The organism is Sphingomonas bacterium (genome assembly GCF_903644055.1).
Taxonomy (GTDB): domain Bacteria; phylum Pseudomonadota; class Alphaproteobacteria; order Sphingomonadales; family Sphingomonadaceae; genus Sphingomonas_I.
In genome coordinates this window covers 1-13,266 of the sequence record NZ_CAHJXD010000289.1, presented here as the reverse complement: position 1 = coordinate 13,266, position 13,266 = coordinate 1, and the positions used below count along the sequence as shown (strand labels likewise).

15 protein-coding genes and 1 riboswitch are annotated in these 13,266 nt (G+C 70.0%); of the genes, 10 read left to right on the top strand and 5 right to left on the bottom strand.

Features of this window, described 5'->3' with window-relative positions; genetic code table 11:
• The first annotated feature begins 63 nt into the window (after positions 1–63).
• A complete protein-coding gene (gene fabZ / locus HUU94_RS12445) occupies positions 64–513 on the top strand; it encodes a 3-hydroxyacyl-ACP dehydratase FabZ (RefSeq protein WP_438827127.1) in 450 nt (149 codons plus the stop codon).
• A gap of 82 nt (positions 514–595) precedes the next feature.
• A complete protein-coding gene (gene rpmE, locus HUU94_RS12440; protein WP_174275382.1) occupies positions 596–826 on the top strand; it encodes a 50S ribosomal protein L31 in 231 nt (76 codons plus the stop codon).
• Positions 827–919: 93 nt separating this feature from the next.
• Here the strand turns inward: rpmE and HUU94_RS12435 are convergent, their stop codons facing one another.
• A complete protein-coding gene (locus HUU94_RS12435) occupies positions 920–1,846 on the bottom strand; it encodes an XdhC family protein (RefSeq protein ID WP_174275381.1) in 927 nt (308 codons plus the stop codon).
• Between the two features lie 75 nt (positions 1,847–1,921).
• Between HUU94_RS12435 and HUU94_RS12430 the strand changes: the two genes are divergently transcribed.
• From HUU94_RS12430 to cobS, 7 genes are all read left to right on the top strand, one after another.
• On the top strand, positions 1,922–2,293 hold the full coding sequence (locus HUU94_RS12430; RefSeq protein WP_174275380.1) for a teicoplanin resistance protein VanZ: 372 nt from the start codon (positions 1,922–1,924) through the stop codon (positions 2,291–2,293).
• Between the two features lie 31 nt (positions 2,294–2,324).
• Positions 2,325–2,921, top strand: coding sequence for a cob(I)yrinic acid a,c-diamide adenosyltransferase (gene cobO / locus HUU94_RS12425; RefSeq protein ID WP_174275379.1), 597 nt, complete (start codon positions 2,325–2,327; stop codon positions 2,919–2,921).
• Positions 2,922–2,960: 39 nt separating this feature from the next.
• Positions 2,961–3,152: riboswitch (cobalamin riboswitch) on the top strand.
• Between the two features lie 157 nt (positions 3,153–3,309).
• Entirely contained in the window at positions 3,310–5,253 is a 1,944-nt protein-coding gene (locus HUU94_RS12420) for a TonB-dependent receptor domain-containing protein (RefSeq protein ID WP_174275386.1), read from the top strand.
• Positions 5,254–5,363: 110 nt separating this feature from the next.
• On the top strand, positions 5,364–5,771 hold the full coding sequence (locus HUU94_RS12415) for a DUF1636 domain-containing protein (RefSeq protein ID WP_174275378.1): 408 nt from the start codon (positions 5,364–5,366) through the stop codon (positions 5,769–5,771).
• Between the two features lie 2 nt (positions 5,772–5,773).
• On the top strand, positions 5,774–6,781 hold the full coding sequence (cobT, locus tag HUU94_RS12410; protein WP_174275385.1) for a nicotinate-nucleotide--dimethylbenzimidazole phosphoribosyltransferase: 1,008 nt from the start codon (positions 5,774–5,776) through the stop codon (positions 6,779–6,781).
• Entirely contained in the window at positions 6,778–7,344 is a 567-nt protein-coding gene (locus tag HUU94_RS12405; RefSeq protein WP_174275377.1) for a histidine phosphatase family protein, read from the top strand. The genes cobT and HUU94_RS12405 overlap by 4 nt, the downstream gene beginning before the upstream one ends.
• Positions 7,344–8,060 (top strand): adenosylcobinamide-GDP ribazoletransferase, encoded by a 717-nt coding sequence (cobS, locus tag HUU94_RS12400; protein ID WP_174275376.1) that lies wholly within the window; start codon positions 7,344–7,346, stop codon positions 8,058–8,060. The genes HUU94_RS12405 and cobS overlap by 1 nt, the downstream gene beginning before the upstream one ends.
• Here the strand turns inward: cobS and HUU94_RS12395 are convergent.
• Genes HUU94_RS12395 through HUU94_RS12385 form a run of 3 tightly spaced genes read right to left on the bottom strand, consistent with a single transcriptional unit; the run spans position 8,037 to position 11,420 of the window.
• The gene (locus HUU94_RS12395; RefSeq protein WP_174275375.1) at positions 8,037–9,500 is read right to left on the bottom strand and encodes a cobyric acid synthase; all 1,464 of its coding nucleotides are present in this window, start codon (positions 9,498–9,500) and stop codon (positions 8,037–8,039) included. The two genes, cobS and HUU94_RS12395, sit on opposite strands and share 24 nt — an antisense overlap.
• The gene (gene cbiB / locus HUU94_RS12390) at positions 9,488–10,414 is read right to left on the bottom strand and encodes an adenosylcobinamide-phosphate synthase CbiB (RefSeq protein WP_174275374.1); all 927 of its coding nucleotides are present in this window, start codon (positions 10,412–10,414) and stop codon (positions 9,488–9,490) included. The genes HUU94_RS12395 and cbiB overlap by 13 nt, the downstream gene beginning before the upstream one ends.
• The gene (locus HUU94_RS12385) at positions 10,407–11,420 is read right to left on the bottom strand and encodes a threonine-phosphate decarboxylase (RefSeq protein ID WP_254602190.1); all 1,014 of its coding nucleotides are present in this window, start codon (positions 11,418–11,420) and stop codon (positions 10,407–10,409) included. Before HUU94_RS12385 ends, cbiB begins: the two co-directional genes overlap by 8 nt.
• Before the next feature lie 61 nt (positions 11,421–11,481).
• Between HUU94_RS12385 and cobU the strand changes: the two genes are divergently transcribed.
• Entirely contained in the window at positions 11,482–11,997 is a 516-nt protein-coding gene (gene cobU, locus HUU94_RS12380) for a bifunctional adenosylcobinamide kinase/adenosylcobinamide-phosphate guanylyltransferase (protein ID WP_174275373.1), read from the top strand.
• A gap of 12 nt (positions 11,998–12,009) precedes the next feature.
• On the opposite strand, the gene HUU94_RS12375 is transcribed toward cobU, so the two are convergent.
• The coding region (locus tag HUU94_RS12375) for a chloride channel protein (protein ID WP_174275372.1) at positions 12,010–13,266 on the bottom strand (1,257 nt) is incomplete at its 5' end.

Here is a 13,266-nt window from a genome sequence, read left to right as displayed (position 1 = left end):
CCCGGCCCGCGACCTCGGGGCGCTGATCCGGGGGTGAGCGAGGAGGCGTCGCCGTCCGCCGCCATCGGTCCGCTCGATATCGGGCGGATCATGGCGGCGCTGCCGCATCGCTATCCGATGCTGCTGGTCGATCGCGTCGAACGGCTCGTGCCCGATCGCTCGATCACCGCGATCAAGGCGGTGACGATCAACGAGGGCTTCTTCCAGGGCCACTTCCCCGGCCGTCCGATCATGCCGGGCGTGCTGATCGTCGAGGCGCTGGCGCAGGCCGCCGGCGTGCTCGCGGTCGAGAGCCTCGGCCTCGCCGGATCGGGCAAGCTCGTCTATTTCATGGCGATCGACGAAGCCAAGTTCCGCAAGCCCGTCGAGCCCGGCGTGCTGCTGCGCCTGGAGGTGGAGTTCGTCCAGAAGCGCGCGAGCGTCTGCAAGTTCAAGGGCGGCGCGTTCGTCGGTGACACGCTCGCCGCCCAGGCCAATTTCACCGCGATGATCGCCGATCCGCCCAAGGGCTAGGCTTGATCCCGGCGTCCCGGCCCGCTAAGCGCGCCGCTTGCCTAAGGCTGGTCGGAACCAGCCGCGCTAGGAGCTCATTTCCGTGAAGACTGGCATTCATCCCGATTATCACGCCATCAAGGTCCAGATGACCGACGGCACCGTGTTCGAAACCCGCTCCACCTGGGGCAAGGAAGGCGACACGATCCAGCTCGACATCGATCCCACCGTCCACCCGGCATGGACCGGCGGCAAGCAGCATATGCTGGACGCCGGCGGACAGGTCGCGCGCTTCAACAAGCGCTTCGGCGGATTGTCGCTCAGCAAGAAGTAAAGCCTGTCCTGTTGACTTGTAGCCTCTCGTCACCCCGGCCTTGAGCCGGGGTGACGTCCATCTTGAACAGGACAGACCATAAGCACCGGGATGTCAGCCCCGGAACGCCTTGACCATTCCCGCCGCGATCGAAAGCGCGATCTCGGCCGGTCCCTGCGCGCCGATCGACAGGCCGGCGGGCGCATCGAGCCGCGCCAGCGCTTCCTCTCCAAGCCCGGCGGCGCGCAGCCGCTCGAGCCGCTTGGCGTGGCTGCGCGTCGATCCCAGCGCCGCGACATATCCGGCGGGGGAGGATAGAGCCGCGATCAGCGCGGGATCGTCGATCTTGGGATCGTGGCTCAGCGTGACCACGGCGGTCGCGGCGTTGGGCGCGTGCGCCTCTATGGCTTCGTCGGGCCAGCGCTCGTCGCGCTCGACGCCGGGGAAGCGATCCTCGGTCAGGAAGCGGCCGCGCGGATCGATCACGATCGGGTGCGCGTCGATCTGCGCGGCGATCTGCGCGAGCGACTGCGCGATCTGCACCGCGCCGACGATCAGCAGGCGGCGCGGCGGCGCGTAGCGATTGAGGAAGGCGCCTTCCTCCGCCTCGCGGGCAATCGCGCTCGATCCCGTGGCAAGATCGGTGACGACGCCCAGCACGCGCCCGGCGGCGCGCGCGTCTCCGATCGCCTCGAACAACCGGGGCGGAAAGCCGCCCGCCGCTACCGGCTGCACCAAGATCTCGATCTCGCCGCCGCAGGGCAGCCCGACCTCCCACGCCATATTCTCGGTCACGCCGAATTGCAGCCTGCGCGCCTGGCCGTCGGCGATCGTCTCGGCGGCGGCGGCGAGCACCTCGCCCTCGACGCATCCGCCGGAAACCGAGCCCTCGAAGCGCCCGTCGGCATGCACCAGCATGTGGCTACCGCGCGGGCGGGGGGCCGAGCCCCATGTCGCGATGACGGTGGCGATCGCCATCGGCTCGCGCGCCCAGCCGTGTGCGGCGGCGATCAGGCGATCGAGTTCGGCTATCGCTGGCATCTCGCGGCGTTTAGGCGCGACCCTGCGTCGCGCAAGTCGATTGTCCGGGATGCTGGCGGCTGATATTTGCCGGGGATGAACGCCGCCCCGCTCCGCGCCGCCTTCCGCTTGCTGTTCTGGGCCGCGGCGATCTTCGCCTATGTCTGCGCGATCGCACCGCGCCATGTAGGTGTGGTCGCCTATGACAAGGGCAACCATGTCCTCGCTTTCTTCGCACTGGGGTGCCTGGCCAAGCTGGGCTGGCCACGCCGCCAGGCGCTGTGGATCGCGCTCGCGCTCGCCGGATTCGGCGGCTTCATCGAGATCAGCCAGTCGATGCCGATCTTCCATCGCGATCCCGAATGGGACGATCTGTTCGCCGATTGCGTCGGCATCGCCGGAGGGATGGCGCTCGGCTCGCTGCTGCTAATGGCCTACCACCGCGTCGTCCCGCGCCAGGCCGATTGACCCGACCCTCGCCGTCGTCGAGGAGCCGCCGATGGAAGACGCCGCGCACAACGCCAGGATGAAGCGCATCCAGACCGCGCGCGCCAAGATGATGGCGGGCAAGATGCGCGAGCAGGGGCTGCTGATCGTCCACACCGGCCCCGGCAAGGGCAAGAGCTCGGCGGCGTTCGGGATGGCGATCCGCGCGATCGGGCATGGCATGAAGGTCGGCATCGTCCAGTTCGTCAAGGGCGCGATGACGACGGGCGAGAAGCTTGTGTTCGATGCCTTTCCCGAGCTTGCCGAATTCAAGCCGATGGGCGACGGCTTCACCTGGGACACGCAGGACCGCGCCGCCGACATCGCCAGCGCGCGCCGCGCGTGGGACGAGGTCCGCCGCATGATCGCCGATCCGGCCTATGCGATGGTGATCGCCGACGAGCTCAACATCGTGCTGCGCTACGATTATCTGCCGACCGACGAGGTGGTGGCGGTGCTGACCGCGCGGCCCGAGATGAAGCACGTCGTCGTCACCGGCCGCAACGCGCCCGAAGCGCTGATCGCCGCGGCGGACCTCGTGACCGAGATGACGATGGTCAAACATCCGTTCCGATCGGGCGTGAAGGCGCAGAAGGGCATCGAGTTCTGAGCGCGACGTGACGATTGACGACGCCGCTCGTCTCCGCGTAACGGCGCTTCCGCGACAGGTTCCCCGGTGACGGGGATGAAAAGGGAAGCGGGCGAACATCCCGCGCTGCCCCTGCAACTGTAAGCGGCGAGCCATCGCGCCACATGCCATTGGGGTTTCGGCCCTGAGAAGGCGGCGCGAACATGGCATTGACCCGCGAGCCAGGAGACCTGCCCGTCGCGGTCGCACTTCGTCCGGCCAGGGTGCGCCGAGCGAACGGGATTTCACCCGAGTGGCGGCATCGTGACTGCGTTTCGCAGGATGAGGCCGCGCATCCCACGATGTTCGATCTCCCCCGGCGGGCCGTGGTCGGCTTTGTCTATGGGAGAAACCAGTGCTGAAATCCGCCATCGCCTCATCCGCCATCGCCTCGTCCGCCTTCGTGCTTGCGTCCCCCTTGCTGGCTCAGGTCGCGCCCGCGCCCAGCGCCGCGACGCCCGAAAAAGGCACGATCATCGTCACCGCCACGCGCGCGCCGACCCCGATCGATCGCGTCGCGTCGGCCGTCACCATTCTCGACAAGGCGGCGATCGACCGCAACCAGGATATCGGCGTCACCGAACTGCTGCTGCGTACGCCCAGCGTCAGCTTCTCGCGCAACGGCGGCTACGGCACCGCCACGCAGATCCGCATCCGGGGCGCCGAGACCGACCAGACCGTGGTGGTGATCGACGGCGTCAAGCTCAACGATCCCTCGTCGACCGGCGGCGGCTATAATTTCGCCAACCTGCTCGTCGGCGACGCCGCGCGGATCGAGGTGCTGCGCGGGCCGCAATCGATCCTTTGGGGCAGCCAGGCGATCGGCGGCGTCGTCAACATCGTCACGCCGCTGCCGATCAGGCGGGTCGAGGGGAGCTTCGATCTGGAGGGTGGATCGCGCGGCACGTTCAACGGGCGCGCGGCGGCGGGCGGCATCGCCGGCCCGTTCACCTGGCGGATCGGCGGCACCTATTTTCGCACCGACGGCATATCGGTGATCGCGCCCAGGTTCGGCGGGGTCGAGCAGGACGGCTACACCAACAAGAGCCTGACCGGCCGCGTCGAGATCGCGCTGGCGCCCGGCGTGCAGGCCGATCTGCGCGGCTATTATTCCCACGGCCGCGCCGATCTTGACTCGACGACCGCCGACACGCCCGATTATTCGTACACCACCGAATATGTGACCTATGCCGGGCTCAACGTCGATCTGTTCGGCGGCCGGCTGCGCAACCGGCTGGGCTATGGCTATACCGATACCGATCGCACCAATTACGGGCCGCTGCGCCAGCGGCCGCTGAGCTTCGATGCCGCCGGACACAATCGGCGCGCCGAATATCAGGGCTCGCTGGCGATCGCCCAGGGCTGGGACGCGATCTTCGGCGCGGAGCATGAGCGCTCGCGCTTCCGCAGCGTCTCGCCCTCGGCATCGCTGGCGACGGCGATCCCCGCGCCGGCGCGCGGCGACGCCCGGATCACGAGCTTCTACGCCAAGCTCAACGGCGAAGTGCTGGGGGGCGTCACCGTGAGCGGCGGCATTCGTCACGACGATCACAGCAAGTTCGGCGGCAAGACCCTGTTCGAAGGCGGCGCGGTGTGGTCGGCACCGACGGGCACGATCCTGCGCGCGCGTTACGGCGAGGGCTTCAAGGCGCCGACCTTGTACCAGCTCTTCTCCGATTTCGGGAACCAGGCGCTGGCGCCCGAGCAGGCGCACGGCTGGGAAGCGGGCGCGGAGCAGCATCTGTTCGGGGGCAGGCTGACGATCGGCGGCACCTATTTCGAACGGCGGACGCGCGACCAGATCATCTTCAATAGCTGCACCGCGACCTCGACGCTGCCGCTCTGTTTCCAGCCGGGCAGCACGACGCGGCGATCGGGCTATTACCAGAATGTCGCGCGTGCCGAGGCGCATGGCATCGAGGCGAGCGGCGCGGCCAGGATCGGCGAGCATCTGACCCTCGACGGCAATTATAGCCGGACGGTGTCCGAGGATCGCTCGCCGGGCGTGACCTACGGCCTGTGGCTGCCGCGCCGCCCGCGCCATTCGGCCAACGGCTCCGTAAATTATGTCTGGCCGCTGGGGATCAGTACCGGCGTCGCCTTCCGCTGGTCGGGCAAGACCTTCGACAATGCCGCCAACACCACCGAGTTGCATGGTTATACTCTGGTCGATCTGCGCGCCGAGGTGCCGATCAACAAGACCTTCAAGGCGTTCGCGCGGATCGAGAACCTGTTCGATAAGGAATATCAGACCGCCTATCGCTACGGCACGCTCGGGCGTAGCGGCTATGTCGGGGTTCGCGCGCGGCTCTAGGGTCAGGATGAGGAGACGGTGATGACGACATATTCGTCCGAACGGCGCGCATCGACGCTCCCGATCGCGCGCGGCACGCCCGCGCGCCGCGCGCGGCACGGCTGATCCTCGTGCTGACCCGCGTCGCGGATGGGCCGGCGGTCGTGGCGTGCAACACCTGCCGCCTTTCCGCCGATGCGCGGGACGATGCGCAAGGGGTGCGCGGCGGCGCCAGGCTGGTGGAGGCGTTGCGCGCGATCCAGGCGTCGGACCCGGCCTATGCCGGGATCGCGGTGCAGGAGATGCCCTGCCTGTTCGCCTGCACCGAGCATTGCACGGTGCATCTGCGCGCGCCGCGCAAGATCGGCTATGTGCTCGGCCGGTTCGCGCCCGATGCCGATGCGGCGCGCGCGCTGCTCGATTATGCGGTGGAATATGCCGCGAGCGAGCATGGCCGCGTCGCCTATGCGAAATGGCCGGCGGGCGTGAAGGGCCATTTCCTCACGCGGACGCCGCCCGAAGGCTATGTCGCCGAGTGACGATGTTCCCCAACGTCGCGGCGTTCACGGACGCGCTCTCGGCCCTGCCCGGACCCGACGAAGCCGCGCGCGCGGCGGCGCGCGACCGGCAGGCGCGGCTGACCAAGCCGGCGGGATCGCTGGGGCGGCTGGAGGATATCGCGGTCTTCATCGCGGGCTGGCAGGGAGCGGCGCGGCCGAAGATCGTCCGGGGCCGCGCGGTCGTGTTCGCGGGCAACCACGGCATCGTCGCGCATGGCGTCAGCGCTTACCCGGCGGCGGTGACGATCGAGATGGTCAGGAATTTCACTGCTGGTGGCGCCGCGATCAACGCGCTTGCCGCCGCTGCCGGGCTCGATCTCGCGGTGGTGCCGCTCGATCTCGATCGCCCGACCGCCGATTTCACCAAGGCGCCGGCGCTGAGCGAGAGCGAATGCCTGGCGGCGCTCTCGGCGGGCGCCGAGGCCGTCGGCGATGCCGATCTGCTCGTGCTGGGCGAGATGGGGATCGGCAACAGCACCGCCGCCGCGGCCCTCTGCGCGCGCAGCTTCGGCGGCGGCGCCGGGGATTGGGTGGGGCAGGGGACGGGGGTCGATAGCGACGGGATCGCGCGCAAGATCGTGGTGGTGGAGCAGGGGCTCGTCCTTCATGCCGGCGCCCCGCGAACGCCCTTCGAAACGCTCCGCCGCCTCGGCGGCCGGGAGACCGCCGCGATCGCGGGCGCGGTGCTGGCGGCGAGGCTGCGGCGGATCCCGGTCGTGCTCGACGGTTTCATCGGGTGCGCCGCGATCGCGCCGCTCGCCGCCGCTTGTCCTACGATCGTCGACCATTGCCTCGCGGGCCATCGCTCGGCCGAGCCGGGGCATCGCCGCCTGCTCGATCGGCTCGGCCTCGTGCCGCTGCTAGATCTCGGCATGCGGCTGGGCGAGGGCAGCGGCGCCGCCGTCGCGGTCGGCATCATCCGCGCTGCGCTCGCCGCGCACGACGGCATGGCGACCTTCGCCGAGGCGGGCGTCTCGGAGGCCGTGTGACGGCCTATCCGCTCCATCTCCTCCGTCATGGCGCGCCCGAGCTTGCCGGACGGCTGCTCGGCCGCACCGATTGCGCCGCCACCGAAGACGGTATCGCCGAATGCGTGGCGCAGGCCGAGCCGCTCGATCTCGCCCGGATCGTCACCTCCGATCTCCGGCGCGCCTCCGTGAGCGCCGCCGCGATCGGTGCGGTCAAGCGCCTGCCGATCGCCATCGATCCGCGCTGGCGCGAGCTCGATTTCGGGGAATGGGACGGGCGCGCCACCGCCGAGATCGATCCGGCGGCGCTCGGCCGTTTCTGGGACGATCCCGACGCGAATCCGCCACCGGGGGGCGAGACATGGTCGAGCCTCCGGACGCGTGTCGCGCAGGCGATCGGCGCCTTGCCTCCCGTACCGACGCTCGTCGTCACGCACGGCGGCGCGATGCGCGCGGCGCTGGCGGCCTTGTGCGGGCTCGGGCAGGCGCAGACCTGGGCTTTCGATCTGCCCTATGCGGCCCTGCTCTCGCTCCAGGTCTGGCCTGGCGATCAGCCTACCGCCCAGGTTATCGGGCTGCACTGATGCGCGCTTTCCTGCTCGCGCTGCAATTCCTCACGCGCATCCCGACGCCGCAAATCCATGCGGAAGCTTCGGACCATGCTGCGTCGATCCGCTGGTTTCCGGCGGTCGGCATGGTCGTCGGGGCGATCGTCGCGGGGAGCGTGCTGATCGGCGCGCCGATCGATCCCTGGACGGCGGCTTTGCTCGGCACCGTGGCTTGGGTCGCGATCACTGGCGCGCTCCACCTCGACGGGCTCGCCGATCTCGCCGATGCGATCGGCGCCGCGCACCGCGACCGGGATCGCCTGCTCGCGGTGATGGCCGATCCGCACGTCGGCGGCTTCGGCGTGGTCGCGATCGTCCTCCAGTTGCTGGCCAAGCTCGTGCTGCTGCACGGCGCGCTGGTTGGCGGCATGGTGAACGCCTTGCCGCTCGTGCCCCTCGTCGCCCGGATGGGGCCGTTGGTCTGGGCGCGCGCGCTGCCGCCGCTGCACGCCGGAATGGCCTCCCGCCTTTCGCAGAGCGTGCGCCGGCGCGACCTGATCGCCTGGGGCGCGGTGCTGATCGGCGTCATCCCGCTGGTCCCGGCGCTGCTGGTCGCGCCGCTGCTGATCGGCGGCTGGACGCTGTGGCTCAAGCGGCGGCTCGGCGGCGTTTCGGGCGACTGCCATGGTGCGGGGATAGAGATCGTCGAGACCGGCCTGCTGCTCGCTTTATGCGTCGCCGGCCGTGCGTGAGAGCGCCAGCAGCGCGTCAATATCGACATGCTCTTCCAGGCTCGCGGCAATCCCGTCCAGCGCCTCGTCCACCGAAGCGTCATAGTCGCGGCCGCCGGCCTCGGCCCCCAGCAAGGCGAGCCAGGCGCGCCGCTGCTCCGCATCCGCCAGCAGGCCATGCACATAGGTGCCCGCCACCCGGCCATCGGCGCTGACCGCTCCATCCGGCGTGCCGTCGTCGAACGTCGCCAGCGGCCGCCCGGCATCGGGGCCGGAGGTCGTCCCCATGTGCATCTCGTAGCCGCTGAAGCGCGCGCCTAATGCCGCGCCGTTCACCCGCCGCAGCGCCTTCTCGGATGTCAGCACCGTCTCGACATCGAGCAGCCCCAGCCCCGCGACCTCGCCGGCCGCACCCTCGATCTCCTCTGGGTCGGCGAGCCGCCGGCCTAGCATCTGATAGCCGCCGCACAGCCCGAGCACCCGGCCGCCGCGCCTGTGGTGCGCGAGGATGTCGACGTCCCAGCCCTCGGCGCGAAGTGCTGCGAGATCGGCGATCGTCGATTTGGAGCCCGCGAGCACGACCAGCGCGGTCTCGGCGGGGATCGGCCGGCCGGGCGGGATCATCCGCAGATCGATCGCTTCCTCCAGCTTCAGCGGATCAAGATCGTCGAAGTTGGAGATGCGCGGCAGGATCGGGCAGGCGATCACCAGCCGCCCGTTCGTCCGCGCCGCGCCGCGTTCCAGCACCACCGCATCCTCGCTCGGCAGGCGCGCCACCTGCGGCAGCCACGGCACGACGCCGAACCCCCGCCAGCCCGATCGCGCCTCGATCGCGCGATAGCCGTCCTCGAACAAAGCCGGGTCGCCGCGAAATTTGTTGATCAGGAAGCCGTGGATCATCGCGGCATCGTCGGGATCGATCACCGCGCGCGTGCCGACGATCGCCGCGATCACGCCGCCGCGATCGATGTCTCCCACCAGCACCACCGGCACCTCCGCCGCGCGCGCGAAGCCCATGTTGGCGATGTCGCCGGCGCGCAGGTTGATCTCGGCGGGCGATCCCGCGCCTTCCACCACCACCACATCGCAGCGCGCGCGCAACCGCCCGTAGCTGCCGATCACCTCGGGCAGCAGCGTGGCCCGCGCCTCGCGGAAATTCGCCGCGCGCAACGTGCCGCGCACCCGGCCATGGACGACGAGCTGCGAGGTGCGATCGGCCTGCGGCTTCAGCAGCACCGGGTTCATGTCGGTGTGCGGATCGGCGCGGCACGCCAGCGCCTGGAGCGCCTGCGCGCGTCCGATTTCGCCGCCGTCGGGCGTCACCGCGGCGTTGTTGGACATGTTCTGCGGCTTGAACGGCAGCACGGCGAGGCCGCGATTGGCGAGCGCCCGGCACAATCCCGCGACGAGCACGGACTTGCCGACGTCCGATCCCGTGCCCTGCAGCATCACAGCGCCCATGCGATCCCCCCGGCGATCGCCCATAGCAGCAGGCAGGCGCGGCGATAGAGCGCCAGCGCGCGGCGGATATCGGCGGCCGACGCGGTCCGTCGCCCGTCGCCGATCGAGGGTTTGGCGAGCAGCACGCCGTCATAGGCGATCGGCCCGGCGAGCCGCAGCCCCAGCGTGCCCGCCATCGCCGCCTCGGGCCAGCCGGCGTTGGGCGAGGCGTGGTTGCGCGCGTCCCGCCACATCGTCCGCCACCCGCCGCCCACTACGCAGAGCAGGACCCCGGACAATCGCGCCGGCAGCAGGTTGAGCAGATCGTCGGTCCGTGCCGCCGCCCAGCCGAACGCGCGCCAGCGCGGCTCGCGATGCCCGATCAGGCTGTCGGCGGTGTTGATCGCCTTATAGGCCCAGATACCGGGAAGCCCGCACGATAACAGCCAGAAGGCGGGCGCGACCACCCCGTCGCAGAAGCTTTCGGCGAGGCTCTCGATCGCCGCGCGCGCTACCCCGGCCTCGTCGAGCGCATCGGTATCCCGCCCGACGATCCGGCCCACCGCAGACCGCGCGCGCGGCAGATCGGCGGCGTCCAGCGCTTCGGCGACCGGCGCGACATGATCGTGCAGGCTGCGCTGCGCGAGCGCCGGCGCCGCGAGCAGCGCGATCAGCGGCCAACCCAATGTGCGCCGCGCGACGATATCCAGCAACAGGCCGCCGCCGACGGCGACCAGCAGTAGGATCGCCACCAGAACGCCGCCGAGCAGCCTCCGACCAGTCTCCGCCCGGCCGCCATCGTTCCAGCGCGCCTCGCCCCATCCGATCATCCGCGCGAATATCCCGACCGGATGCCCGATTCGCCGGTAGAGCCAATCGGGCCAGCCGATCGCTGCCTCGATGACGAGCGCGGCCAGTGCCACGGGCTCAGCCATCGCCGAGCGCCGCATCCAGCCGCGCCAGAGCCTCCGCGCCCGAAGGCACGCCGAAGCGCAGCCACGTCGGGCTATGATCGAACGGTCGCGTCAGGATGCCGCACGCGGCGAGCCGGCCGAACAGACGGGCGGCATCCGGAGTCTCGACCGTCCGGAACAGCGGGCAGCCGCCGATCGGCTCCAGCCGGTGCCGCCGCAGGGCCTGGTCCAGCGCCTCGGCCCGCCGGACCAGCGCGCCGCGCGTTTCAGCGATCCACGCATCGTCGCGATAGGCGGCCGTCCCAAACGCGATCGCGGCGCTGGAGACCGGCCACGCGCCGATCGCCCGCCGAACCCGCGCGTCGATCGCGCGCGGCGCGACGACGAAGCCGAGCCTGACGCCCGCCAGGCCGAAGAATTTCCCGAACGACCGGAGCACGATCACCGAAGCGTCGGGGGCGAGGTGGGGCAGCACGCTGATGTCCGGATCGGTGTCGGCGAAAGCCTCGTCGACAATCAGCCACCCGCCGGACGCGCGCCTTGCGTCGGCCAGCGCGAAGACGGTCTCGGCCGGAACGATGCGCCCGGTGGGATTGTCCGGATTGCCGAAGACGATCGTGCCGCCCGGTGGCGGCGACAGCGCCCCTTCGAGAGAGAGACCGATGCTGCCGGGAAAGATGTCGGCATGCGTGCGATAGCCGGGCGCCGCATGGCGGTAGGGGGCGGGTAGGCCGATCCGACCGAGCAAGCGCAATCCCGTCTCGCTGCCGGGGACGGCGACGACACGGTCCGGCGCCACGCCGAAATATCCGGCCGCCGCCGCTTCCAGCTCGGCCAGCGCGATGGGCTCGGGCAAAGCCCCCCAGTCGAGGACGCCCGCGCGCGCGATCGGCCAGGGATCGGGGTTGATCCCGGTCGAGAGATCGATCCACTCCGCGACGTCCGGATAGGCGCGCCGCGCGGCGTCCAGCCGGCCGCCATGCACGGTCCACGCGTCGGCCGCCTTGCTCTCGATCATGAGTCCCATATCCGCCGCGTCTCCTAGGCGATAAGGCCGCGCGACAATATGGCGGGCGGAGCGGTGGGATATGGCGGCACTGTTGGTCCTCGGCGGCGCGCGCTCCGGCAAGAGCCGCTACGCGCAGGCGCGCGCCGAGGCGGTCGACGGCGCGCGCATCTTCATCGCCACCGCCCAAGCCTTCGACGACGAGATGACCGAACGCATCGCCCGCCATCGCGCCGATCGCGATCAAAGCTGGCGGACGATCGAGGCGCCGCTCGATCTCGCCGAGGCGATCGCGACGGCCTCGCGCGCAGAGGCGGTGATCCTGGTCGACTGCCTGACGTTGTGGATGTCGAACGTCCTGCTCGCCGACCGCGATACCGAAGCGGAAAGCCTGCGGCTGGCGGCGGCGGTCGCGGCCTCGCCGGCCATGCTGATCCTGGTTTCGAACGAGGTCGGCTTCGGTATCGTCCCCGATAACGCGCTCGCCCGCCGTTTCCGCGATGCCGCGGGCACGCTCAACCAGTCGATCGCGCGGATCGCCGACGAGGTAATTCTGGTCGCGGCGGGCCTGCCGCTCAAGCTCAAGCCTTCGTCATAACCGCGTCCGGCATCATTCGCCGAACAGAGCGCGTTGCGATTTCTCGATTTCCTCGGCGTAGCGCTTGTGCACGAAGCGCTCCGAAACGAGCCCGAGGATCGTGCGATCGACGGCGACCACCGCGAGATCGTCGGCCTCCTCCTCGTCGAAGATGCGCAGGATCGTGATCACGTCATGCTCGGGCAGCAGCGCGCGATCGGTGAGATGCGCGATCGTCGAGAGCTGCGCCGCCGCATCGAGACGCTCGGCATAAGCGCTGATCGTCGGCACGAGGCCGGCATAGCCGCCGGCATCGTCGGTAAGCAGCACCTGTCGAGTCGAACCCAGCGGAAAGCGGTGGCGGAATGCCTCGATCGTCGCGGTCGCGGCGATCTGCGGCGCGTTGTGCTGCATCATGCTGCCAGCGGTCAGCGATTTGATCCAGCCGATATCGCGCGCGCTGCGGATCGTCTCGCCGCGCGTATGCAGCCGCCAGGTCGAGAAGGAGAAGCCGAACGTTTCGCGCACCAGCGTGCTCGCGCAGAGCGAGGCGGCGATCGCCGTTCCGGTCAGCGCGAAATCGTGCGTCGCCTCCAGTACCAGCATCGACATCGTCATCGGCCCGCCGACCACCGACACCGCCATCGCCGCCATGCCGATCAGCGCCGCGTCGCTGGGGTCGACCGGAGAGGCGCCGGGGATCAGCGCGATCAGCCCCGCGAAAATCTGTCCGACCAAAGATCCCAGGAACAGCGAGGCGAAGAACAGCCCACCGCGAAAACCGAACCCCAGCGAGATGGCCGAGGCGAGCGACTTGAGCAGGAAGATCTGGATCAGCAGCCCTAGCCCGATCTGCGTCGTCAGATCGAGATGCAGCGCGCCGCGCCCGGCCGAAAGCGTCTGCGGCGTCACCCAGGCGAGCGGCATCAGCAGCAGGCCGCCGACGATCGGGCGCACGAAATCGGGGATCGGCGAGCGCCGCACCCCGATCTCGAGCAAGGTCACTAGCCGCATCAAGGCGATGCCGAGCAGGGCGCAGATCAATCCCAGCGCCGCGTACAGCATATAATCCCAGGTCAGGATCGCTTCGGCGGTGGGCAACGCGATCAGATAGGCGGGCGCGCCCGACGCGCGGACGACCACCGCCGCCGCGAGCGAAGCCGCCAGCACCGGCGCGATCGCGACGGGCGTATAGGCGCCGATGACGATCTCGAACGCGTAGAAGGCACCCGTCAGCGGCGCCCCGAACGCCGCGCCGACCGCCGCGCCCGCGCCGGCGCCGACCAGGAT

Excerpts from the sequence above, each read along its gene's own strand:
- cobU (WP_174275373.1), top strand. The coding sequence starts at position 11,482 with ATGGCGGCACTGTTGGTCCTCGGCGGCGCGCGCTCCGGCAAGAGCCGC.
- HUU94_RS12395 (WP_174275375.1), bottom strand. The coding sequence starts at position 9,500 with ATGGGCGCTGTGATGCTGCAGGGCACGGGATCGGACGTCGGCAAGTCC.
- cobS (WP_174275376.1), top strand. The coding sequence starts at position 7,344 with ATGCGCGCTTTCCTGCTCGCGCTGCAATTCCTCACGCGCATCCCGACG.
- HUU94_RS12385 (WP_254602190.1), bottom strand. The coding sequence starts at position 11,420 with ATGGGACTCATGATCGAGAGCAAGGCGGCCGACGCGTGGACCGTGCAT.
- HUU94_RS12430 (WP_174275380.1), top strand. The coding sequence starts at position 1,922 with ATGAACGCCGCCCCGCTCCGCGCCGCCTTCCGCTTGCTGTTCTGGGCC.
- cobO (WP_174275379.1), top strand. The coding sequence starts at position 2,325 with ATGGAAGACGCCGCGCACAACGCCAGGATGAAGCGCATCCAGACCGCG.
- cobT (WP_174275385.1), top strand. The coding sequence starts at position 5,774 with ATGTTCCCCAACGTCGCGGCGTTCACGGACGCGCTCTCGGCCCTGCCC.
- HUU94_RS12435 (WP_174275381.1), bottom strand. The coding sequence starts at position 1,846 with ATGCCAGCGATAGCCGAACTCGATCGCCTGATCGCCGCCGCACACGGC.
- cbiB (WP_174275374.1), bottom strand. The coding sequence starts at position 10,414 with ATGGCTGAGCCCGTGGCACTGGCCGCGCTCGTCATCGAGGCAGCGATC.